At 66.9% G+C, this 23714-nt stretch carries 11 protein-coding genes; 4 read left to right on the top strand and 7 right to left on the bottom strand.

What is annotated here, in order from left to right; translation table 11 throughout:
* Positions 1 to 48: 48 nt before the first annotated feature.
* From ACOYYX_RS26765 to ACOYYX_RS26750, 4 genes are all read right to left on the bottom strand, one after another.
* Complete coding sequence (locus tag ACOYYX_RS26765) at positions 49 to 7134, bottom strand: hypothetical protein (RefSeq protein ID WP_422925379.1); 7086 nt, start codon at positions 7132 to 7134, stop codon at positions 49 to 51.
* 40 nt (positions 7135 to 7174) lie between these two features.
* Positions 7175 to 10600, bottom strand: a complete 3426-nt coding sequence (locus ACOYYX_RS26760) for a hypothetical protein (RefSeq protein ID WP_422925377.1) — start codon at positions 10598 to 10600, stop codon at positions 7175 to 7177.
* A 767-nt stretch (positions 10601 to 11367) separates the two neighbouring features.
* Positions 11368 to 12513 carry a phosphatidylinositol-specific phospholipase C1-like protein gene (locus tag ACOYYX_RS26755; protein ID WP_422925375.1) on the bottom strand — a complete coding sequence of 382 codons (1146 nt, stop codon included), beginning with the start codon at positions 12511 to 12513 and terminating at the stop codon, positions 11368 to 11370.
* A gap of 356 nt (positions 12514 to 12869) precedes the next feature.
* A complete protein-coding gene (locus ACOYYX_RS26750; RefSeq protein ID WP_422925373.1) occupies positions 12870 to 13667 on the bottom strand; it encodes an inositol monophosphatase family protein in 798 nt (265 codons plus the stop codon).
* Positions 13668 to 13828: 161 nt separating this feature from the next.
* Here ACOYYX_RS26750 and ACOYYX_RS26745 point away from each other — a divergent pair, with 161 nt between their 5' ends.
* Entirely contained in the window at positions 13829 to 14083 is a 255-nt protein-coding gene (locus ACOYYX_RS26745; protein ID WP_422925371.1) for a hypothetical protein, read from the top strand.
* 99 nt (positions 14084 to 14182) lie between these two features.
* Here ACOYYX_RS26745 and ACOYYX_RS26740 read toward each other — a convergent pair whose 3' ends face one another.
* A complete protein-coding gene (locus ACOYYX_RS26740; RefSeq protein WP_422925369.1) occupies positions 14183 to 16234 on the bottom strand; it encodes a HEAT repeat domain-containing protein in 2052 nt (683 codons plus the stop codon).
* A 1-nt stretch (position 16235) separates the two neighbouring features.
* Entirely contained in the window at positions 16236 to 18647 is a 2412-nt protein-coding gene (locus tag ACOYYX_RS26735; protein WP_422925367.1) for a glycosyltransferase family 39 protein, read from the bottom strand.
* Positions 18648 to 18934: 287 nt separating this feature from the next.
* Between ACOYYX_RS26735 and ACOYYX_RS26730 the strand changes: the two genes are divergently transcribed.
* Together ACOYYX_RS26730 and ACOYYX_RS26725 are read left to right on the top strand one after the other, a co-directional pair.
* Positions 18935 to 19942 (top strand): ROK family protein, encoded by a 1008-nt coding sequence (locus ACOYYX_RS26730; protein ID WP_422925365.1) that lies wholly within the window; start codon positions 18935 to 18937, stop codon positions 19940 to 19942.
* A 732-nt stretch (positions 19943 to 20674) separates the two neighbouring features.
* Complete coding sequence (locus ACOYYX_RS26725) at positions 20675 to 20917, top strand: hypothetical protein (protein WP_422925364.1); 243 nt, start codon at positions 20675 to 20677, stop codon at positions 20915 to 20917.
* A gap of 120 nt (positions 20918 to 21037) precedes the next feature.
* On the opposite strand, the gene ACOYYX_RS26720 is transcribed toward ACOYYX_RS26725, so the two are convergent.
* The gene (locus ACOYYX_RS26720; protein WP_422925363.1) at positions 21038 to 22135 is read right to left on the bottom strand and encodes a hypothetical protein; all 1098 of its coding nucleotides are present in this window, start codon (positions 22133 to 22135) and stop codon (positions 21038 to 21040) included.
* A gap of 136 nt (positions 22136 to 22271) precedes the next feature.
* Here ACOYYX_RS26720 and ACOYYX_RS26715 point away from each other — a divergent pair, with 136 nt between their 5' ends.
* Positions 22272 to 23702, top strand: a complete 1431-nt coding sequence (locus tag ACOYYX_RS26715) for a DUF1501 domain-containing protein (protein ID WP_422925361.1) — start codon at positions 22272 to 22274, stop codon at positions 23700 to 23702.
* Positions 23703 to 23714 lie beyond the last annotated feature (12 nt).

The following is a 23714-nucleotide window of genomic DNA, read 5'->3' as shown; positions in this document are numbered from 1 at the left end:
CGACGGCGGCGTTCGTCGTTTGCGCCCCGCGGGATCGTTTCCGAACGCTCAACCGTAGCGCCCGACCAGCACCAAGGCGATCGCCGCCACGAAGACGAGCGGCCCGGCGATGACGCCCAGGACGAACAAGGCCACCACCGATGCCAGGGCACCGACTCGCCTGGTCCGCACGCGCTCGCTCAGGAGGCCGCAGACGACGACCGGAGCGAACATGGCCGTGAGCACGAGGCCGGGTTGCTCGTCGGCGTTACGGGCGGATTTCGGGGCCAGTTCCGCATTCAGGAGCGAGGTCGGCTTCGACTCGCCGATGGTCGTGTCTTCGATGAGGTAATGGTGCGGCTGCCCAGAATGCTGGAGTCGGACGGGGGCGAGGGGTTCCGGGACCTCGATCGAGGCATCCTCCGCATTCTCAGGGACCTGCCCCATGTGGGCCTGGACCCTGCGCGGCAGCTCCTCAAGCCCCGCCATCTCGATCGGCTCGAGTAGCGACGAGCGGAGCACACGGAGCCGATGCCGCAGGCTATCCACCCACGACCCTTGCGTGTTCAACGACGACGGATCCCAGGCCGCCGAGCGGTCGGCCGAGCGCAGGACGAGCTCGAAGCGGAGTAATGCCGACATGAGCCGGGAACGATCGCGCAAGGAGCTGCGGTCGATCTTGACGAGTTCGTCCTGGATCGAGCGTTTCAGCCACTCCGCCTTCTCGGTCTCGATCCGATCCCTCGGGACGGCGACGAGGCGGCGGTCGGTGGGCACGAGCTTGACCGTGGCGGGAGCCCGCACGGTGAGGAGCGTCGTCACCTTGGCTTGCGTCAGGGTCGGGAGAGAGACCGGCTGCCCTTTCAGCGGCTCCGGCGCGACCGGCCCCCCTCGCCAGATCAGGGAGACGTGGCTGACCGCCTCGTCGTCGATCGGGATGACCCACTGCCCCGAGACCGACTTGAGGGCCCGCTCGGCGAGGTTATTGACCGAGGTCCAGAGCAGCTCGGCCCCGGCCGGCAACTCGAGTGGAAGGAAAGTCCCCGAGTGTGGCTCGACCTCATAGCGGGCGAGCCCCAGCACCGAGCCGTCCCCCATCACCTCGCAGCCGAGGTCGGCGAGGGCGACGCGCGCCGGCCTGGCGTCGGCCCCGGTCAGGCGTGCCCCCCTGGACGGGATCACCTTCAGCGACCAGGATGTCGACCTCACGTGGAAGACGCTCTCACGAAATCCTGGTAACAAGGTGAATACATCATCGAGAAATTGGTTCCGGTCGTCGATCTGCTGGACGCCCGGCGAGCCCTCGGTGGCGAGCTCCCGGCCCGACGCATTGGTGATCGCCAGGTACGTATCAACCGAGCCTTTGCCGAGCGGGTTAAGGTCGGGGAAGGCCAGGGTTTCTCCGGCGCTGATCGGCCTCGTCGCGCGGACGATCAACTGCTGCGAGCCCCAGAAGGGCCGCTCGGGGCGGATCGCCCAGAAGGTCGTCGCGTCGCGGGCCTCCGACGTCAGTTGGTGGGTATCCCCGGCGATTGCGACCTCGGCCGTCGAGGCCCAGGTGCTCGGCAGGCGGAGATGCACCGCGTCGCAGGCACCTCCCGAGACCTCGTAGCGGACCACGGCAACCCACTCCGCCCAGTCGGGATGGATCGTGACATGACTCCGTATCGCGACGTTGATCCGAGCCGGCTCGACCTCCCAGCGCAGCTTGCCAAGGCCTTCCGCCGTCGTCACCTGGAACGACCTCCGATGGGGCAAGGCCGCCGAGGCGTCGGGTTCCGCCTGGACCGCCTCAAGCGGGGCGACGCCCGTGTTGGTGGCGAGCTGGAACGGGGTCGGGCTGTCGATCGAAAGCATCCCCGGACGGGCCTCCGCCTCGACCCAATCCGGCCAGGGTACGCTCATGTCCTGGCTCGTGGCAATCGTCGAGAGCGGATCCGAAATCACGGCCTCCCAGCCCTGGACCCGGATCTGCCGCCGCTTGGCCGAGGCCCCATCGAAGCGGAGTCGGAGCGTATCCCCGTCGCGTCCCCAATCCGTGAGGCCGTCCCCGTCGACCTGGACGATCCGAAGACCCCTGGAAACCTCGAAGGCGAGCTGATTCGTGGTCCCCGACGGGTCGCGGAGGTCGATCCTCATGTCGAACCCGAGCCGCCCGGGGCCGATCGTGAGGCGGACGCGAGGCTGCACGGACGGTCGGTCTCGGGGCGGGCCCGTCGCGATGCTGAGCTCCGGCGCCCTCGTGAACCGCATGGCCCCGGAGAGCGTCAGGGGCTCGGCGGGCAGGGTGCCCCAGGCGCGGACGAAGGCCTCCTCGGTGATCGAATCGAGGCCGCTGAGTGTCGCGAGCCGCCCCGTCCAGTCGGCGGGCCTCCGGAAGCCTATCGCGCCGGAGTAGCGCTCGACCCCGACCGGCTCGACGACCGGGAGCCGTCGCGCGGCGGCATTGGCCGCATTCGACGGGTCGCGAGGCCTCCAGAACTCGAGCAGGATGGCCGCGCCATCGGGCAGGGGGGGCTCGACGCTCGCGACCCATTCCGGCCTCTCGGGAGTTCCTTGCCATGTGGCGTCGAGCAGCCCGGGGAGGCTCACGGGCCGGATGATCAGGCCGGGCTGGAGCTGGAGCCTGATTCGCGAGCTACCGCCTGGGTTGCGGTAGGTGAGCCTCGCCCGGACACGGTCCCCGGCCGGCTCGGCGTCCCAGAGGATCAGGCCGTCGACGGTCCCCGACTGGACCGTGCGCGGAATCTTTCGCTTGGACAGCCATCGCAATTCGAGCTGGTCGATCGGCCCGAGGTCCCCCTCGATGTTCGAACCTCGCGCCGCGACCTTGCCGCGGGCGCCGGGGATTTCGAGGGTTGCCGACTCGGGCCCTTGCTGCACGACGACGCGGGCCGCCGCGAGCGGGTTGATCGGGAGGAGGAGGTTTTCCCCTGCCTCGGACTGCTGGGCGACGATTGTTCGCTTGATCGAGAGATGATGCGTCCCCGGGCCAGAGACCGCGATCATCGCCACACGCCCGGCGTCGCTGATCTGCAACGGCGCGAGGGCACCGTCGAGCGTCGCCACGAGGTCGCGTGCGGCGCCGACGGGCACGCTCCAGGTCGCTGGAGAGGATCCGTCGGCGACGAGCTCATACTCGGACTCGACGACCCATTGCCGTTCCGATTTGGAGGTCACCCGATGCGTCACGCCGAGCGCCGAGACGCCGGGGAGCGTCGCGGGGGCGGCCCGCTCGGCCAACGATTTCAGGTATTCGTAGTCGTCCAGTCGGAGGATCGCCCGATCGGGTTTTCGAGCGGGGTCGGCCTGGCCCTCGAACGGGAAGGCGATGAGAATCGTGCGGGCGGCCTCGGCCTGGGCCCGCGCGGGGCGATCCCAGATGGTCAGCAGGCCGCTGCCGAGGGCGACGGCCAGCAGCAAGGCCACGCCTGCGGGAACCCGGACCAGCGAGGAGTTGGGTGCCGTCCGCATTCGAGGACGATCGCCGGGCTTCCAGGCCCTGCCGAGCCAGTAGAAGAGGACCGCCAAGGCCCCGACGAGGATTCCCGTCACAACCGACTCGAACCGCCCTTGCAAAGGGGTGCTCGAGATCAAGATCCCGATGGCCACGAGCGTCGCCAACCCGAGGCTCCGGACCCGCCGGGGCAGGTTACGCGCGGCGACCCCCGCCAGGATCATGGCGACCATGCAGCCCCAGCGCCAGGCCTGGTGGACCCGCGTATTCACGAGCCGCACGCTGATCCCCTGCTCGGGCCAGCCCAGAGCCGAGAACCGCCAGATCCGCCAGCCTTCGCGGAGGGTCTCGAAGTCGACGAGCTCCCCGCTGACGCGAGACCTTGGCGTGACCTCGCCCAGCCAACGGGGCACCGACTGGAGCCGATCCGAGCCGTCGGAGCCCCAGGCTGTGGCCGCCCGCATCGGCACGATCCAGCCGTCACGCCCGCCAGGCTCCTGGAAGGCGCCTCCTGCCCGCTCGGGAGACTCGGCGCGCGTCGTCGCCAGGATCATGTCGCCGATGGGGACGAGCATCACCCCCATCGAGCCGAGGACCATCCTCGCGGAGCTGGCACCCGCAGTATTGGCGGCGGGCTCCGCCAAAGTGGTCTTGGACTTCGGACCCAGGCCCGCGGCCTCGAGCGCCATGGCATCGACCACGATCGGCCAGGGGCCCACGTCGAACCGAGTGAGCAGCTCGCCCAGGGTGATCTCCTGGTGCTTCGCCCCGAGCCCTCGCCGGTCGAACGAATCGAAGATCTCCTTGCGGGTGAGATTCGTCAGGGACCGTCGCGGATCCCAGCTCGAGGAAAGCCCCCCGAGGACGTCGCCGATCCACGACTCGGCGGGATCCGGGTCGGCCTTGGTGAGGCTCCCCCGGACCTGGTCGATGCGCCAGGCCTTGGGCGCGACGATCTCCCAGCGGAAGGCGAGGAACGGCATGGACGACGCCGGGCGCTCCGGCCTGAGGACGCGGTCGGCCCCCGCGTCGCGCATGGGGGTCAGGTAATCGAGGGCAATCGTGCTGATCCCTCGCGACGAGACCAGGCCATTCAGCGGGAGAGAGAACCCGCCATCGGTCTCGATCGGGACCAGCGGCTGGCCATCGCGACGGGCGCGGAGCAGGGTGGCACCCGCGGGGAGCCCGATCGTCAGGGAGCGGGCGCCGTTGCTGGCGACCCGCAAGGCCAGGCAATGACGCGACGGCCCGGCCGGGTCGACGAACGTCGTCAGCACCGCGCGGTCGATGACCCCTTCGCTCTGGGCCGGATCCAGACGCTCGGTCGTCAGGGCGAGTCGGCCCCCTCGACGAAGGTAGCTGAAGGCATGCACGGCGCGTCGGCGAGTCCCCATGAGATCGCCCGCGTCCCCCGAGGTCTCGGAGATTAGCTCGAGTGCCTCGGCCGTGACCGAGGGGTCGAGCCTCTCGAGCCCGTCGCTCTCGACCTTCGAGCGGACCTCACGCGATTCCTGGACCAGGACGACATTGCGACACTGCACGCGGTCGGCCAGGGTCAAGAGCGGGACCTGCCCGCGACCCTTCCAGGGCAGGTCGAGGCGGCCTCGGATCGTGAACGGCCCCCTCGCCGGCGACGGGAGGCGAAGTTCCCAGGCCTCGGAGTTCTCCGGCAAGATCAGCGAGGGATGCTTCGCCGGGTTGACGGACTGGAACGGGACGTCGAGTCCGCTCCCTTCTTCGGTGAAACGCCAGGACTTTAAGGGGGCGACCGGGTCGGTCACCGCCAGGAGCAAGGTGCGTTGCGCCCCTTGCGGTCGAGGCACGCGGATCGTCCAGTCGAGCGAGAGCCGATCCCGCGTCAGGTTGGCGACGAGCACGACCGACCCCGTCGCCTCCGACTCGACCCGCTCGCGCTCCACGCGGGCCTCGGCCCTGTCGGTGAGCCAGCGCCATGCGAGGGCCTCGCGGAAGGCCGAGCCCGACTTCTCGCGCTCGGGCGTGCTCGCGATGAGCTTGGGGTCAATCCAGGCCAGCCCCTTGGCAGCCGTCGGCTGCAATGAGAGCCCGGCCTCGGTCTTCGCGACCCAGCGCTCATCGCTGACCCGCACGCCGACCGGCCTGACGCGAGGCAGCGACATCGGGCCCCGGCCCCCCGGGAACGTGGCGGTCGCGGCCACGACGAGGACGAGGTCGTTCCGGCTGAAGTCCCCCGACGGGGGCATGACGTGGACGCGGACCTCGCCGCCGGGCCTCGACTCGGAGTGCCAGGCGGGCGCGGCGCTGATGCCTTCGAACTGGACGAGCTCGGGGACCCAGGCGGGGGGCAGGTCGACGTCCAGGCCGAGCAAGACCCCTCGCTGGAGACGCCAGGTGCAGCGGGCCTCGAGCCTCGGGGCCGAGTTGCCGAGTTGCAGCTGCCCCTGGACCTCGACCGACGCCTCCACCTTCGGGCGCGAGAAGTCGAGGACCGCGACCGACTTCGGCTCGTTCGCCTCGAAAACGACGAGATTCCCTTCGGAGACCTCCTTCGGCTCGGGGGCGACCCGCCGCCCGGCCTGCTCACGGCAAGCGGAGATGATCCGGCTCGCGTCGAGCTTGAGGCTCGTCCGGCCCCCCGTCCAGAGGGCGTCGATCGGGCGGATCGCCGGGATCGCCCAGGGGCCCTCGCTCGGGACCCTCGTGAACGCCCGGAACTTCACGTGGGTCGAGCCCGTGAGCTTGGCCGAGAACTGGACCGAGACGCGCGTGCGGTTCTCCACGATCTCGGCGCTCGACGACTCGACTCCCGGCCCGGTCGCGTCGAGGAACTCGAGGCCAGGGTCCAGCTCGACCTGGATCCGCCGCGTCCCCCGAGGGGCGAGCTGCACCTCCCAGTCGGTCGTCCAGTTCGCCGAGGCCTCCGCCAGCTCGACCCTCGTCGGCCCCGAGACCCAGACCCCCATGTCGGTCGGGGCGATCCCCCGGACGTTGCGGTCCGAGATTCTCAGGTTGAGTTGCCCCCCCCTGCCGTCGAACTGCCAGAGCTTGCGCGAGGCATCGCCGGCCTCGCGAGGGCCTTGCCAGATCCCCTCGACCCCTTCGGGCACCCAGCCCGCGGGCAATTCGAGCTCGAGGCTGGTCGTCACGCTCTCCGGCAGGCCGAGCGAGAACCCCTTGCCCGACGAGTTGGGCCTGGCCTGCAGTTGCCAGCCCAGGGTGATCGTCGAATCCGTGGGGTCGACGAGGACCGCCGTCTGCCCGCCGTCGCTCATCCGGAGCCGATTCGCCTTCTCGTCCGAGCGGGTGATCGCCGGCGACCAGGGGGAGAGCGTCAGCACGGCCGGCCGGCCGGCCTCGTTGGCGACGATCAGCTCGGATCGGCCGATGAGTGCCCCCTGATCCCAGCGGGCGGTGTGCTTCGCACGCAGGAGTCGCGGGGGCGTCTCGCGCGACTCCTGCCGGCTCCCCTCGCGAGCCTTGGTGACGAGGGTATCCAGCTCTGCGGCCGTGGTCCCGCGCAACTGCGTCCCGACCGGGAAGACGGTGTCCACCTTCGACGCTGGCACCTGGACGGAAATCACGTCGGGCGGGGCCGCCGCGAGCGTAGACGCGAGGACGTACGCCAGCAACGCCAGGAGCCGCGGCTTCGCCCCATCCGCGCGAGTACGGTCATTGGCCGGACCGGCAGGCAAGACCCGGTCGCCCGCTTTGGATCCCATCACCTGGTCCTTGGTACGGGAGAGATTTCGTGCGCCTGCGTCAATCATCGTCGCCGACGCCGGTGCGCCCCGAGCCCGAACTCGCCTCGGAACTTATCGAGGCGACGTTGGGGAGATGATCCACCGTTGAGGCCGGCCGCACTCGGATCGCGGTCGACTCGTCGGAGCCGACAACCCCCATCGACCGAATCGAGGAGCCGGGCAGGGCGGAGGTCGCAGACGGCGGAGCCGGCTCGCCGAAGAGAGTCGACGCCAGCGGCCTCGGCCGCTCGATCTGACGCTTCATCACCGCCGCGACCAGCGTAAATACAAACCCGATGGCCGCCGATTGCAGGGCGAGGATCGTCGCGCTCGGCAGCAGTGCCAGGCAGATCGACAGGCCCAGGGCCAGGATGGCGAGGACCACGATCCTCAGCCAGGACCCCAGGTAGAGGACGATCACCCCGATGGCGAGCGCGGAGCCGGACCAGAGGCCGACGAGCCCCGCCCTCGAGAAGATCAACGGGCGGAACTCCGAAGGTGCGCCGGGGCGCCCGAACATGTAATTGTGATAGCCTTCGCGACCGTCCTCGACCAGATCCTCGGTGGACTTCGAAGTCGGCGACGTGATGCCGATCCAGGAGGCCAGCGTGGCGGCCGAGACCCAGGGCTTCCGCTTCCAGACGTAGCGATCCCAGTACCAGTGGTTTTCGTCGGTCCAGCCTTCCGGCACCCCCACGAGCGCATGGCTCGACGGCAGGCGGATCTCCCAGAAGGTCTGCTGCACGATCCCCCCATCCAGCAGTTGCGGAGGCTGCCAGGTCGCCTGCGTCCCTTCCGGGCGCGGCGAGACGTACTCGACCTCGAAGGCGATCGGGCCATTGCGGAAACGCTCGGGGAGTTGGAACCGGTAGCTCGACGCCTGCGGGAGTTGCTCGATCTGGGAGATCGTCTCGCCACCGACCCTGGCCTGGATCAGCACCGACTTGTTCGGCAGGGCGATCGAGACGTTCGAAGACTGAGTCTCGAGCCGGTAGCGGGCGGTCGTCCTCAGCTCCTGGTCCAGGCCCCGGATGGTCCTCAGCCAGAGGTGATGGGCCACGACGTTGGGCAGGGTGGTCAGGGTCAGTGCCGAGGCCGACATCACCATCGGATCGCGAGTGCCGTCGACGTCCGTGGTCGCCAGGGAGAGGCGAGCCGACAGCGCCGGGCCGTCCTCCAACGCGGGGTCCTCGTCCTCGACCGGGCTCCACTCCACGGAACGGGACTGGAGCCGGATCCCCGACTCGGGCATGGCGGTCATGCGGACGTTCGTGTTGCTCGATCGGATCCGCAGCCAGTCGAGGAGCAAGTCCACCGGCTTGCCCGACGAGAGGGGCAGGCTCCGGGGCAGCCTGAACCGGAAGACGAGCATGACCTTGTCCGTCACGGGCTCGGCGAACTTGAGCCGGACGAGTCGCCCCCCCGAGGAGTTCATCCCCAGGTCGATGGGGCTGGCGACGTCGTCGCTCTCGAGCTCCCAGCGCCGGACGAGGGCGTGCGGGATCTCGATGTCGAGGTGGTCGAGCGTGCCGAACTGCACGGAGCACTCGGTCTCCTGCCTCGTCTCGATCCCCCGTCGCGAGACGTCGACGAAGAGGTTCGTGGTGGCGGAGACCGACCTCGGATGTACCGCGATCTTCAGGGGCATAGCGGCCGGGTTGCCGTCGTAGTTGAGCCAGAGGGCGGGGGAGACCCGCAACGGCTCCCCTTGCGACAACGGCCAGTCGATCGGGATCTCCTGGCGGGCGGGACGGAACGAGGCTAGGGGGACGTTCGATGCCTCGTCGTCGACGAGATCCACCGTCAAGTTTCGCTCGGCGACCACGGCCACGCGGCCCCCCCCCGAGGCCGACTCCCTCGGCTGGAAGAGCGCAATATCCACGGGTTTGGATGCGTCGATCGCCTGATGCCCGGTGACGTGGATCTCGATGCTGCTCCGTTCCTGGGGCCGGGAGGCCAGGCGGATCGTCAGCATCCGGCTCCCCTCGGCGTCGGGGATGAGCTGCGACGACTCGACCATCTCCTTGGGGCCGACCGACTCGAGCTCGAGCCCTCGAGGGAGACGCACGTGGAGGTCGAAAAGGCGTCCGTTGGCCGCTTCGTACTTCAGCCAGGTGTCGACTCGGGCCTGGCCGGCGTCGAGCTTCACGTTGGTCCGGGCGTCGGTCCGCACCAGCGGGGGCGAGGCGTCGACACGCAAGGTCAGCTCGAACGGCTGGTCGACGAACTGGTAGGCCAGGACGGTGGAAGGCCTCGTCCGGAGGTCGTCCGGGAGGCCAGTCCTGGGGTCGATCTGGCGGAGCCCGCGACCCGTTGTGCCGCTGATGAAGAGGTTCCCCCCCTGCGCGATCCCGATGGCGCCGTTCTGCTCCTTCGCGTTGGCCAGGGAGAAGCCGCCGAACGTGATCCGCTCCGCCGACTGGAGCGAGAGGTTCCGTCGCGTGGCCATGACGAGCCGCTTCGTCGGCCCAGGACGCAAGGGCTCCGTCAGTTGGATCGTCAGGCGCGTGCCATTCTCGACCCGTTCGAGCCCCGCCGGCACGGGCTGGCCATCCAGAGAAAGTTCGAGGACTTCGTCGTCGGGGTCGAGCCGGAATTCGAGGCTCCGAGAGGCCCCTCGGACCGACCTCACGACCCACGAGGATCGGGTTCGGAACGAACCCGGATCGAGGTCGATGGCGATCTCCCCCTGCATCGTCAGGAGCGGGGGTAGCTGCGCCGCGGGATCGGATTCGACCCGCCAGGAAACATCGAGTCGAGACCGGGGTGAGAGGTGCGCCGAGACCCTCGTGCCGTTCCCTTCGCGGATGGGGGTCAGCTCCAGCGACTCGCTGGACGTGGCCGTCGCATCTTTGAGGACCTGATCCACGTCGAAGCGGACCTCGGTCGACGCCGCCTCGGGGATCGCCAGGTCGAGGTGCTGCCCCTCGGTGCTCGAGCGGAGCCGGACCTTGAGGTCGACCTGCAACTTGTGCTCGCCTGCCCCCCTCAGCTCAACCTGCCAGCCGCCCCCCTGGGCCACCTTGAGCGGGAGCACCTTAGAGCCTTCGCGGGCCTCGATCACGGTCAGATTGTCGAGGCGGATCGGCACCCAGGCCGCGTCGGGAGAGGAGAGGACGGCGTTCAGCTCGAGTGAGAGGTTCGCCAGGTCGGCAACGACTTCACCGCGGACGGCCACCGAGCGAATCACGACCGCCCAGGGGTCGGAGGGCTTGCCCCCCTCCCTGGCACGCTCGAGGCGATTCTTGAGCTCCTCCCCCGACATCAGGATGAAGTCGGGGCGTTGCAGCGACTTCAAGAACTCGCCGAAGTCGGCCGGCGACTTCAGCAGGATGTTGACGGGGGGTTGCTCGGCCGGATTGGCGAGAGCCGGTGCGGCGACCGGGGCCGCGGCAGGAGCCGGAGTCGATTCGGGAGCCGAGGCCGGGGCGTGAGTCGGGGCCACCGGGTTCGCTTCCGTTTTCGCGGACGAGTCGGGAGGCTCGACGGCCTTGCAGGTTCGTGCTGGCGACACAACCCCCAAGGCGAGCGCACTCCCCAACAGCAGCCACGTGAGCCGTTGCAATTCGGTGGACCTTCAGGAGGAAAAATCGAGGATCAATCCCCGTTGAGAAATGACCCGGGGCCCGGACCTTCGGCGACGCCCTCGTCGCGAAAACTCTTCTGAGAAGGCGTCCGTTTTCCAATCGTTGCGTCGTGCCAATCTCTACTCGAGTATAACACCCGGAATGCCTTGCCGCCACGACCGCAATTACCCAGGCCACAAAGTCGCCCAGCCGATCGCTAACCCGAATGCGGACAAGATCCTCGGGACGTTCTCAGGGTTCGCAGATGTGGACCCAATCGGGCCTCGGACGCTCGACCGACGCCCGACAAAATGCCCCCACCCCTTCCTCGAACTACAACCGATGATTTCGGACAATCCATCAAAATCCGCCAAAACCTCACTCGACGGACGTATTGGCGCAGGTGCCCGATGGGCTGACGACTCGCGTGCAAAGACTGACCTGATGCGGAAGACGTGGCGATCAATCCCCAGGCAGCGCGCATCGACTCGAGGCCGATCGGTCCCGGAGAAGCCTCTCCGAGTTCCAAAGGCCTCAAAAGCAATACGGGCCCCTCTCCGTTCTGTTCGACGGAGGGGGCCCTTTTCAAAGATTACCGCTCACCCAAAGGCGAGTGAGTTGATTACAAGTCCTTGCCAGGGAGGGATCAACGACCCGAGTTGGCCTCGACGGGGCCTTCCAGATCGAGGTCGGCCTGGGCGGGATCGCCGCTGATGGGGTTGGTCCGGGCGGCGATGCCCTTGGGCAAGCGGACGTGATAGGGGGAGAAATCGGGCCGGGACTCGGCGTAATCGGTGCTGATGTACTGAGCGCCGCTCGAAAGAGCCTTATCACGGCGGGTCGTGTCGTTCTTGCGCGACTCGGCGGTATCGGCGTCGGCGCGCGTCCGCACCATGAACCCGGCGCGGACGGCCTCGACGATGCGGTCGTAGTCGGCAAACACGTCATTGATCTTCATCCAGGCCGCGGCCGGATGATTGGCGGGGACGCTGACGAACATCAGGCGACCCTTGAGGGCCTCGTGGCCTTCCAGGTATCGGGTGCGCTCCTCGCCCTCGTTGTCGAGCGCGAACATGACCTTGCCGCGAACGTCGGAGAGCTTCGGCCAGCCTCGCTTCTGGATGGCCTCGGGCAGGGTCGAGTATTCCCCGCGGACATCGTCCGGGGTCAGGATCTCGTCCCGCTTGAAGACGGAGAGGACCTCGGCATCGACCCCATCCAACTCGGTCTTCGTGAAGGCCGCCGGATGCGTGGGCAGGGCGGTGAACTTCTCGACCTTGAGCTCGAGCAGGATCATGATCGGGACATGACGCGGGTGCGCCTGGGACCAGGCCCGCACCTGCTTCAACGCATCGACAAGCGTGGTGGCCGTCGTCAGGTAGTCGATGTCCTGGACGTGGAAGACCTTGAACCCGGGCTTGCGGAGGGCTCCCCCCTCGTCGGGGTCGGGACCGGGGTCTTTCCCCAGCCCCTTCAAGACCTTGCGGGCCGTCGGGTTGGCGTAGCGTCCCCCCTGGGGATCGGAGAAAACGTCCAGCTCGATCTGGCGGATCTTGAGCTCCGAGAACTGCTCGGCGAGCTTTCGATGCGAGTAGTCGAGGCCCGTCGCGTGATTCTTCCCGCCCGCCGCGATCAACGCGAGGACGCTGGGGTGCGGGGCGATGTGATACGAGTTGTGCGAACCGATCACCTGGATCTGGTTGAGTCGAGGCGCCTCCGCGTCCGCGGCAGTCGCGCACGCCCCCATCGCCGAGACCGAGAGAACCAGGGCCAAGAGCCGTCGGACGAGCATGGAGATCCTCCAAGTTGCCGGGTAGAGCGCCTCGGTACCCGGGACATCCCGAGGCCGAAGCTCATCGCCTGCGAGCGCACGACGGGAGCCGTGCCCCTCGACCCGCCCGAGCCGCCGGCGAGGATCGCCCAGGACCGCGCATGGCGGTCTACCGACTCCGTGGTCGTGTCGCAGGTTGCGGATCCATTGGAACCGCCGCCCGAGAACGCGTGATGAAGGATCGAGGAAGAAACCATCTCGCCCCGAATCCCCGCCGCGTCCACCAACACAACGGCCCATCGACAATCATTCAAATAATGAAGATACAACCAATCATGATGGAAGATCATAGCATCGGGACAATCCTGCCTGCCGATTCAGGCGGTCCCCGGTGCCTCGGCGAGTACGCGGAGGGACTCGTCGTGCACGCGGCCGTTCGTCGCGAGGATTTCGCCGCCGTACAGGTCGTAGGGCCCGCCGTCCAGTTTGGTGATGCGCCCGCCGGCCTCCTGGACCAGCAAGACCCCCGCCGCGGCATCCCAGGAGTTCATCCAGGTCGCGTAGCAGACGTCGAACCCGCCGACGGCGATGTGCGCCAGGTTCAAGGCCGATGAACCGGTCCTGCGCACGGAGTGAGTCCCGGTCGAGAAGCGACGCATGTACGCCATCAGGCGATCGGCATCGCGGTGGAAATCCGTCGGGAGGGCCGTGCTGATCAGGCAGTCGCGAAGGTTCGCGGCGCGGCTCACCGAAATCGGCTGGCCATTCCGGGTCGCTCCCCCGCCGAGCCGGGCGCTGAAGGTCTCGGACGAGAGCGGATTATGCACGACCCCGACGACGAGCTTCCCCTCATGCTCGAGCGCGATTGAGACCGCCCAGAACGGGAAGCCGTGGGCAAAGTTGATCGTGCCGTCGAGGGGGTCGACGATCCAGCGCCAGGGGCGGGTCGGGTCGAAGTCGGCCCCTTGCTCCTCCCCCAGGAACGTGTGCTCGGGGAATGCGAGGGAGACGCCTTCGGCGATGAGGGCTTGGCTGGCGAAATCGGCGTCCGTGACCAGATCGCCGGGGGCCTTCTCTCGGGCAGAGACCCGGCCATATGCCTCTCGCAACAGAGTACCGGCCTCGAGTGCCAGCTTCTCCGCCACGACCTGAAATGGACGATAATCCTGGTCCAACCGTCAACTCCTTGCCTGTTAATCCAGAGAAAATACACAAAAGAATTTGCCCAGGTCTCCTGCGTTAGCCATAGTTCACCTGTCAGGAGTGACGCCGGCCACCCTGAGGCAATAAGGCTGCATGCGGGCCTATTGTGTGACTCGCAACGGGAGATTACACCATGTTCGTTTGGGAGTTGGTGTCCGCCCGTCTTCGAACGGACGGCTGGGACCTCTGGCACACCTCGACGACGGACAACTATGGTCCGACTTATTTCGTCCACATGCAACGCCTCGGATATTCTCTCGAGGTGAGCGGCCCGACGCTGACGGAAGCGTACGCCACCGCGGCCAAGCGTTCGCGGGAGATCCTCGGCGGCTTCCTGAAGAGCCCGGGGACCCGCCTTTCGCGGTCGGCGGCATTGGCACAGGTCTGACGGCCCACCCTGCAGACCACCCCATCAAAAGAGCGACGCCCGCCGCTGACCGGGTCAACGGGGGCGTCGCTCGGACTCCGTCCACGAGGGCGAACCTCATCAAGGCTCGACCTTGGGCTCGGCCTCGGTGGCGGCCGGTTTCGCCGCATTTCGGGGGACCAATTCGTGGTTGTGGTCGAGCTCCTTCCACGCACGCAGGCCCTTGCCTTGCGGCTGGTCGGGGTCATACCCAAGCTCGTCGCGGCCGGTGAGCGACTGGAGATTGTCGATCGCCAATTCGCGGACGGCGACCTCCGGCGAGCTGAGGTATTCGACGAGCCTGGAGTAGGTCGCGGGGTCGCGAGCCTCCTTGGCGGTGTAGCCGATCAGGAGCTTCGCCACGGTCCCCGACAGTTCCTCACCAAAGTCATTCTGGAGTTGCGACTGCAGGTCGCGCGAGGCGTCTGCACCCTGACCCAGGAACGAGCGAAGGACGCCGATCGAGGCCCGGCGCGAGACGGGATCCTCGGGCTTCCGCAACAATGCGACGACGAAGGTGATGCCCTCGACGGCGCGGAGGGCGGAGATCGCCAGCCGGCGGACGTCCTTGCGATCGTCGTCCAGGGACGACACCAGCACGGTCAGGATCGGACGCTTGGGATCGGAGAAGAAGCCGAGGAACTGCTCGCCGAGTTCCTGGTCATAAGGCGTCGGCTTGGCGTCGACGACCCAGGCCGGGGCCGCCTTGGTGTCCGGGTTCGTCCAGGCACCCCGGGGTTCGTAGGTGAGAGTGCCGGGGCCCGACAAGGTCTCCTTCGCGTCCCCCGCCTCGAGCGCGACCTCTCCCGCCGGGGAGAAGACCTTGAGGAACGGGTCGCTCGCGACGGGTGAGCCCGACTCGCGACGATTGATCCGCTCGATCCCGACGATACCTTGACTGGGGGGGGTGATCAGGACCGTCTTCTTGGCGAACTGGATGTTGAAGGGGGCTCGAGCCTCGGGCCCGTGCAGGATGACGCGCCCCTGGATCACGCTCAGTCGCCCGGCCTCATTCGGCGTCGCGGAGAGGACCCAGACCTCGGTCTCACCCACCAGTTCGATCTTTGACGAGCCGAGTTCGACGGTGGAGCGATACGGATTGAGGCTGAGGAGCCGATCCTGATGCTTCAAGGGGGTCTCGGCCTCGAGCCGTTCCCAATCACGCTTCTCCGAGTTGTAGCGTAGTAGGAGGCCCGAGGGCTTCTCCGCCCGGCCTACGAACCCCGGCGGCAGGGCCGACGCGATGGCCTCCATATCGGCCTTACTGGCGGCGTCTTCCTTGGCCTTGGCTTCGGCCTCCCCCTCGTTGCCCCCGACCGGTTTGGGAGGCCCCTCGGGGGTCGCCGCATCGGCCTCGGCCTTGGCGATGATGGCCGCGTCGGGCGTCTTGGCGTCCTTCTTCTTGGCAACCTTGTCGGCCTCGGCCTCGGCGACTTTTTTCTTCTCGGCCCCCTGATCCACGGGGGCAAGGGCCGTCTCGGCGGGAGTCGGGGCGTTGCTGCTCCGCGACGGCGGCGAGAGACTCTGCCAGGCCGAGAGGCACAGGACGAGAATCAGGGCGAGCACCGCCGCGACGGGCCCGAAGCGCTCGATCCAGGGACGACGCGGGGGCTCGGGCGTGACCCACGGCTGGATCGGCTCGGAGATCGGCGCGGGGGCCTCGGGCTGCGAGGCCCGGGGGGTCTTGTGGGAGACCGACTCTCGCCCCTTCACGAGCTGATACATCCGGTGCCTGGCCTCGTTGGGCACCTTGGCCTTCTGGCCGATCAGGCTGAGGATCTGGTGGACGCTCGCGACTTCCGCCAGGTGGACGTCGGACGTGAGGCACTGCTTCTCGAACTCGGCCACCCTCTCGGCCGCAAGTTCGTTGTCGAGGTAGCTGGCGACGAGGTTGGGATCGGTCGCATCGGGGCCAGTCCGGCTCGGCACCGTCAGACGACGCTGGCGCGTCACGCGATGGACACGCTCGACCAGATCCTTCGCGAAGGGACTTTCACCGACTTGCCGGCCGATCTCGCGGACCTCCGAAGGAGGCAGCGTGTCATCGAGCCAGGCCAGGAGCGTACGCAACGTCAGACGCATCGCCTGATCCCCCAGGTCGAACCTGGAACCCGAGCCGCCCGAGAACCCCACGTCACGGGCTCCGCGGCGACTCACTTCGGGCCCACGTCCACACCTTGTTAGTGGAGAAACCCGCGACGATCCGTAGGTTTTCCTCCGAGAATTTCCTCGGGGTTGCGATTAAGACCAAGCAATTTCGACCGAAAGACTTCTTGGATAAAGAGTTACGCAAGCCTGATCGGAGACGATAGATCCGCATCTTGGGATCGCGTTCGGCGACGCCGTAGACGGGCTCGAAGACCTCGGGGTGCGCGTCGGCCCAGACCCGCTCGATCGGAAATCCCTCCTGATCGGCGATGTTGTGGGAACCTTCCGCGGGGTTGGCCTGGGTGACGACAAGGAGCCGGATCTGCTCGGCCTTGAGGTTCTCAAGCCAGGCGTCGTAGTCGGGATGGATGCGATCCCAGCCCGGCCTCGAGTTAGGCCAGGTCCCCTCCTTGCGGGCGACCGCCTCGCGATGGTAGTCGTGCAGCAACCAGCCGCGGTGGGCGTCGACGTTGACGTAGCGCACCTCATTCCGGAGCCCGACGCCGAGGAGGTAGAACGGGAGGTCGGTCCCCGAGTAGGCGATGCGAGTCCCCGACGCCCCCGCACGCGATTCGAGATCGAGCCAGCCGAGGTAATAGTCCCGAAATGGTGGGTAGAAGAGCAGCCGACTATCGGCACTCATCGGGACGAGGTACGCCCAGGCCCCCGCGATCAACCCAAACGTGAAACCCACCGCGACGAGCAAGCGGCTCGATTGTCGAAGCGTCTGCACCCGACTCCAGAGCCAGGCGGCAACCAGGGCCCCCAGCGCCAGCGAGAGAGTCACGAGGGCCGAGAGCATCGCGGCGGTCTTCTGAGCGGCAACATTGCCCCCGCGAACCGGCCGCGCAACGTCGCCGCCCGACAGGAAAGGTTCCAGGAGCGACTCAAGCGGGATTAGGCCGGGGATGCGGTTCGGGATGTAGGCGCTCAGGTCCCAGTGCGGTTCCCGGGCCTGGCCGGAGAAGGGCCACCCCTGCGAAGTCCCCAGGTGGATGGCCAGCAAGGCGACCGCGAGCCCCCGCAGGATCCGGCTCCGATCCAGGAGCAGGGCCAGGGGCACCGCCGCCAGGCCGATCGCGTGGAGCATGAATCGCTGCTGCGTCCGGTATGGGATCAACACCCAGTAGAGTGCGAAATTGAGCACGGCGAGCGCCGAGCAGGCCCAGACCCAGGAGGGGCGTGCATCCGCCCGTCGCGACCGGCCCCACGACCAGGCGCCGAGCAGGGCGAGGCCCCAGAAGGGGACGAGCCTCGGATCCATCACGGCCAGGAAGGTGTCGAGCATGGCCCGCCACTCGCCCAGGGGGATGTAATAGGGGCTCGATTTCATCACCGAGGAGTCGTACCAGCCCGAGAGCAGGACGTGCCCCCCCGGCGCTACGTGGAGCGGATAGAGCGGATTCCCGGTCAGCCAGAGATTCCTGCCGTACCAGAACCCCGCCATCACCATCGGGGTGATCCCGAGCACGATCAGGTGTTGGACCCGGACCAGACTTCGACGATTCTTGATGAAAATCAAGGCCGACGCCAGCGCGATCAGGATCGGGATGAAGACCACGCCGATCGCCTTCGACCCGAGCGCACCGCCCGCTGCCAGGCCGCCGAGCGCCAGGGTCGACCGGCTCGGATCGTCCAGTGCGTACCGCAGGAAGAAGAACGCGGCCAGCAGGTATCCGGCCGTGAAGATGGTGTCGACGTTGGACTCGAACGAGAAGAGGAGCAGGGGGCTCGACGTGACGAACCAGGCGACGGCCACTACGGCCGATGAGCATGACGCCCCCAATCGGCGGGCGATCGCGAACGAGGCCAGCGCCGAGGTCAGCAAGAACGGAATCTGCCCGACCTTCGCGAGCCGCTCGCCCCCCCATGAGGTCATCAGCCAGGTGAACCAGAGGTCCCCCACGGCCGGAAAATAGGAGGCGGCATTCTCCCCGAATGGGGCGGCGATCAGCGAGAGTCGCCCTTCCTTCCACCAGCGGGCGGCGAAGTAGAGGTGGTAGATCGGGCCGTCGCTCACGACCTTCACCGGCAGGAACAGGGCCGGGATCCCCAGCAGGATCGTCACCCAGAGCACGAGGCCGATCGCGAGGGTCCCCGACCAGCCCCAGCGTTCCCGCGTCTCGTCGGGGATCGTCGCCTCGGCTCGCAGGCGATCGGCCGAGCGGACCGCGAACGCGATGACCAGCCCGAGGCCCACCCAGAGCAACAGCGTCCCCAGGCTCATCCAGCCGAGGGAACCGAGCAGCTCCATGCCGACCGTCGCCCAGGTCCAGGCCAGGACGATGGCGGCGAGCGTGCGAGTCAGGCCCGGCGGCTGCCGGAAACCGTGCCTCGCCACCCCGTAGGCGGCCAGCCCCAGGGCGGAGTTCAGCAAGAGCGTTGCCAGCAGGCCCATTCCCAAGGCTCCAGATCCCGGGTCGCTTCGAATGTCGTCAGAGCCTCGCATTCTACCTTGCGTCGGCCCGATCTCCGATCCTGTGGGCGGTCGAAGTTCGACGGGCCTGCGATCTTCTCGCCAGGCTGCCCGTTGTGATAGAAAGGCGGCTGATGGCTTTCCCTCTCCCCGTTTGAGAAATCACCGGGAAGCGAGCACCGGGAGGCATCCAGATCCTCGACGGGTGAGTCTCTCACCTTCGAGGATCGTCGCGTCTGCACCGGGCTCGCTTTCGCCAGGAGTCGGCGATGGCGACGACTGAACCTCTCTTGTTGGGCATCGAGTTCGGCGGCACGAAGCTTCAGCTCGGCCTCGGCCGGGGCGACGGCCAGATCCTCGCACTCGAGCGCCGGACGGTCGAGCCGGCCCGAGGTGCCCAGGGCATCCTCGCCCAGGTCGAGGAGGCCTACGCCCGCCTGCTCGAGTCCCAGGGCCTCTCGACGAAGTCGGGAGCGGTCGCCGCCGCCGGCATCGGCTTCGGAGGGCCGGTCGACGCCGAGAAGGGGCTCGTCATCAAGTCGCACCAGATCGAAGGGTGGGACCGGTTCCCGCTGGCCGCCTGGATCCGGGAGCGACTCGGCATCCCGCTCGTCACGGTGCAGAACGACGCGGACACCGCCGGGCTCGCCGAGGCCCGCTACGGAGCCGGCGAGAACCATTCCCCCTTGCTCTACGTGACGATCGGGAGCGGGATCGGGGGGGGCCTGATCCTCGACGGCAAGATCTTCCGGGGGGCCGGGGCGGGGGCCCTCGAGATCGGCCACCTCTGGGTCATCGACCGCAACAACTGCGATATGGGGGTCCAGACGCTCGAGGACGTCGCCTCCGGCTGGGCCATCGGCCAGGCCGCCCGCCTCGACGCCGAGCGTCAGGTCGCCAAGAACCTCGAGCACGGGATGATCCTCAGGATGGCCGGCGGGCAGCCCGAGAAAGTCACCGGCGCCCTCGTCGCCGAGGCCGCCAGGCTCGGCGACCCCGAGGCCAAATTCATCATCGGCAAGGCGGTTCACGCCATGGCCCACGCGCTCAACCAGGCCATCACCCTCATCGCTCCGCGGCGGATCATCCTCGGCGGGGGCGTCTCCCTAATGGGCGAAGAACTCTGGTTCGAGCCGATCCGGAGCCAGCTCGATCTCAACGTCTTCCCCCCATTCCGAGGGACTTATGACATTGTGCCGGCCAAACTCGGCGAAGAAGTCGTGGTCCACGGGGCCCTTGCCCTTGCAATCGACACTATGCGCAATTCTTCAGCGTGATTCCACCAAAACATAAGCCAAAGCATTCACGAATGGCTTCAACTTCACGAACACAATCGGTTTCGTGGAGATCGCATCAGGTGTCCGACTTCAAATGTTCAACCTTCGCGCCGTCATTGCTCAACTTAATTGCAGTCTCGCTCAGTTCTCAGGATGAGAGAGTGTTTCAGGACGATCGAGGCCAGGATCAATCTGGGAAATTCTCGCCGACAACAAAATTGTCCTGCCTGGACATGAATTTTTCCGGTTGCGGGGCAACTCGTCCCTATTTCCGAGAAAAATCGGAAAACTTGACACCCCGATCGCGAAATAACTCTCGGGTCAAGGCCCGTATGGACACAACTTCGAATCTTCTCGTAGAAGTCTGGCCCGTGGTTTGCTTACGTTAGTGTTTCGCGTCGAGGAGACGGTCGAGAGGCCGGCAATACATCTCCCATCGCAACCGCAACTGTCTATCACAACGTCTTCACGGGGATAACTTTAGGCGTTTTGATCCCGATGCGAACCTGATTGTGAGTCAGGTTCTCTATACGGTTAGAGGCAAAACGAGCATAATCGCGACATGGAAGAAAATCCTCCGGGAAGAGTGGCCCTGTAAAAAAAGATCGAAAAAATCCAGGCGACGAAAACAACTCCGGCAGTTTGAGCGTCTAGAATAGAAGTGGAGCGGTTGACAGATCGCGTGAATGGCCAAGGACCAGGTCCTCTACTCATTAGCTCAAGGGGCTCGCCATGCTGACGAAATTGGCCGATACCCAACTGTGGCAGCAGAACCTCGCTTCGCTGATCCGGTCGGGCTTGTTTTCGAGGGCCGAGACAGGCGAGCTACACGGTTTATTTACCGTCGTCGGAGTTTACGGCGACGAGACGTGTTCGGCTCCATTGGCCAAGTACGCGGATGCACGTCGTGCATCCGACGCGGCGAACCTCGTCAACCAACTTGCGAAATCGCGCCCCTCGGTTGAAGCCAACTGAGGTCTTGTGATTCCGTCGGGTCACCTCTTTCCTATGGCTAACTATTAACCAACCGGCCTCCGCGGATCATCGATCCGCGGAGGCCGGCTTGTTTTCATTCCCTGCATCTCCTCCTCCACCTCAATCTCGCCGATCGAAGGGCATGACCGTCGCCCCTCGACCCGAACCCCACCCGACCTCGAAGGCTGTGAGAGGATCGACCCGCAACTGCGAGAGCCGCGACTGGCTCAGCCGCATCACGTCCTGCGAAGTGACCTGATGTCTCGGGAATGAAGAGAGCGGGACGCCGTACTTGTCCATCGCGCCGAAGAGATGCATCAACTCGTGCACGATCGTGGCCGGGTCGGTGCGAGGGAGTCCGAGCAACGGCTCGGGAAAGTTGGCTTCCCGGGCGTAGCTGATGGCGAGGCTCACCCCGTCGAGTTCGCTGACGTCGGCCGGGATCGCGAACGATCGTCCCATCCGGAGCGGATGGAGGATCCAGACATAGGCATCAGCCTCGACCCGGGGATTGATCCCGGCGAGCCATGTTTGTGCGTTCTCGAAACCGAGTTGCGACGCCGCGCGACTCATGTCGACCAGGGCCTTGGTGACGGAATGGGCCTCGATGGGGCCCTCGCCGATCCCCCTGGGCATGAACGTCACCTCGACCTCCTCATCGTCGTCATCCTCCAGTTCGGCGACGAAGTAAGTCTTCGCCAGGCTCACGTTCAAGGGGACGTCGTAGCGTATCGCCTGGTTCTCGAGCCAGCGCCCGGCTCGGAGCAGGGCGGTGTGCGACTCGGCGGTCTCCTCATCCGACCAGGCCCGGCCGTCTCGGCCGATGAAGACCGAGGTGATCAGCACGCGACCCAGCAGGTTCGGCAGTTCGCGACGCCGACTTGAATGATAATACTCGGATCTTACCTCCGGCGTCGCGTCGACCCGCACGAACGCCTCGAACCGCGGGTCGACCTCGTTGACCTTGCCGATCAGCCCGCTGAGTTCGGCGACGTCCACGACGCCATCGGGCATACGACGCCCCTCGGATCCGGCGGCCCGAGTGTCTCGCCGCATCGATCGAATCGAGGAAGCAAGTTCTCCGACCATCCCCGACATCACGAGGCAAGCCAGCGCGACCATACCGCCGAGGGACGCCCAGGGGGTCTTTTCCAACACGGTCCAGGCGAGGGCCCCCAGACCAGCCCCCACCGTCCAGGCGACAACACGAAGCGACACGGCTCGAACCCTTCTGCCACGACACCAGATCCGCAAGAATCGCATGACTCGTGCGAGCTTGCCGACTTCGTGGTAGTGTATCGGACGAAGGTTGATCCGTCTGGACCGGAGCCATCGTGACCAACGCGAGGCACGCATGCGGCCACAGTTAAGCGATCACGAGGATTCTTCCACGAACTCGCGACGTTCCTTCCTGAAAGAAGCCGGCGCGGGGTTCGGCTCGCTCGCCCTGTCGTGGCTGCTGCAGAACGACCTGGCTCGCGCCGCTGAATCCCCGAGCACACCGCAGGTGCCGCATTTCCCGCCCAAAGCGAAGCGGGTCATCTTCCTGTTCATGCACGGCGGCCCCAGCCACCTCGAGACCTTCGATCCCAAGCCGGAATTGCAGCGACTCGCCGGCCAGCCTCTACCCGCTAGTTTCGGGATGGTGGCCACACGCCGGAAGGTCGCGGCCAATCCGCTGCTCGCCACTCGGCGGACCTTTGCTCGTTGCGGGGAGAGCGGGCTCGAGATCTCCGACCTCTTCCCGCACCTGCACCACTGCGCCGACGACCTCGCGGTGGTCCGCTCGTGCTGGGCGGACAGCGTCAACCACCCGCAGGCCGTCTACCAGATCAACACCGGCTCGACCCTGATGGGGAAGGCAAGCCTCGGCAGTTGGGTCAGTTACGGGCTCGGGACCGAGAACCAGGACCTCCCCGCCTTCGTGGTCCTGCCCGACCCGAGGGGTGGCATCAAGGGAGGACCTCCCGCATATGGCGCCGGCTTCCTGCCCGCGAGCCATCAGGGGACCATCATGCGAGGCGGCGCGAGTCCGATCCTCGACCTCCGCCCGCATCAGACCGTCTCGAGGCAGGAACAACGGGGCATGCTCGACCTGGCCAGGGGCCTCAACACTCATCACCTCGAGCGCGTCGGAGACGACGCCGAGCTGACCGCCCGGATCGAGTCGTACGAACTCGCCTACCGCATGCAGAGCGCGGCGCCCGAGGCCGTGGACCTGAGCCGGGAGTCGGCCGCGACTCGCTCACTCTACGGGCTCGACGATCGCACGACCGAGGACTTCGGCACGCGTTGCCTCCTGGCTCGGCGGCTCGTCGAGCGCGGGGTCCGCTTCGTGCAGCTCTACTCGGGAGACGTCAACGGCTGGGACGCCCACTATGACGTCGAGGCCAATCATCTGGCAATGGCCGCGAGGACCGATCGCCCTGTCGCCGGGCTCCTGACCGATCTCAAGAGCCGAGGGCTGCTCGACTCCACGCTCGTCGTCTGGGGCGGCGAGTTCGGCCGGATGCCGATGTCGGAGCAGGGGAAGGGCCGCGACCACAACCCGCACGGGTTCGCGTACTGGTTCGCGGGCGCGGGCATCAAGGGGGGGACCGTCTTCGGCGAGACCGATGCCGTAGGCCTCCGCGCCGAGGTCGACCGCGTCCACGTCCACGACCTCCATGCCACGATCCTGCACCTGATGGGGCTCGACCACACCCGGCTCACCTACCCGGTCAACGGCCGGGAAGAACGCCTCACCGACACGGCCGGCAAGGTCGTCCAGGGAATTCTCGCCTGACCTCGGGGGCTC

The sequence above is a fragment of the Singulisphaera chitinilytica genome (genome assembly GCF_049331405.1).
In the GTDB taxonomy this organism is placed as follows: domain Bacteria; phylum Planctomycetota; class Planctomycetia; order Isosphaerales; family Isosphaeraceae; genus PoT.
This window is presented reverse-complemented; position numbering and strand designations above follow the sequence as displayed.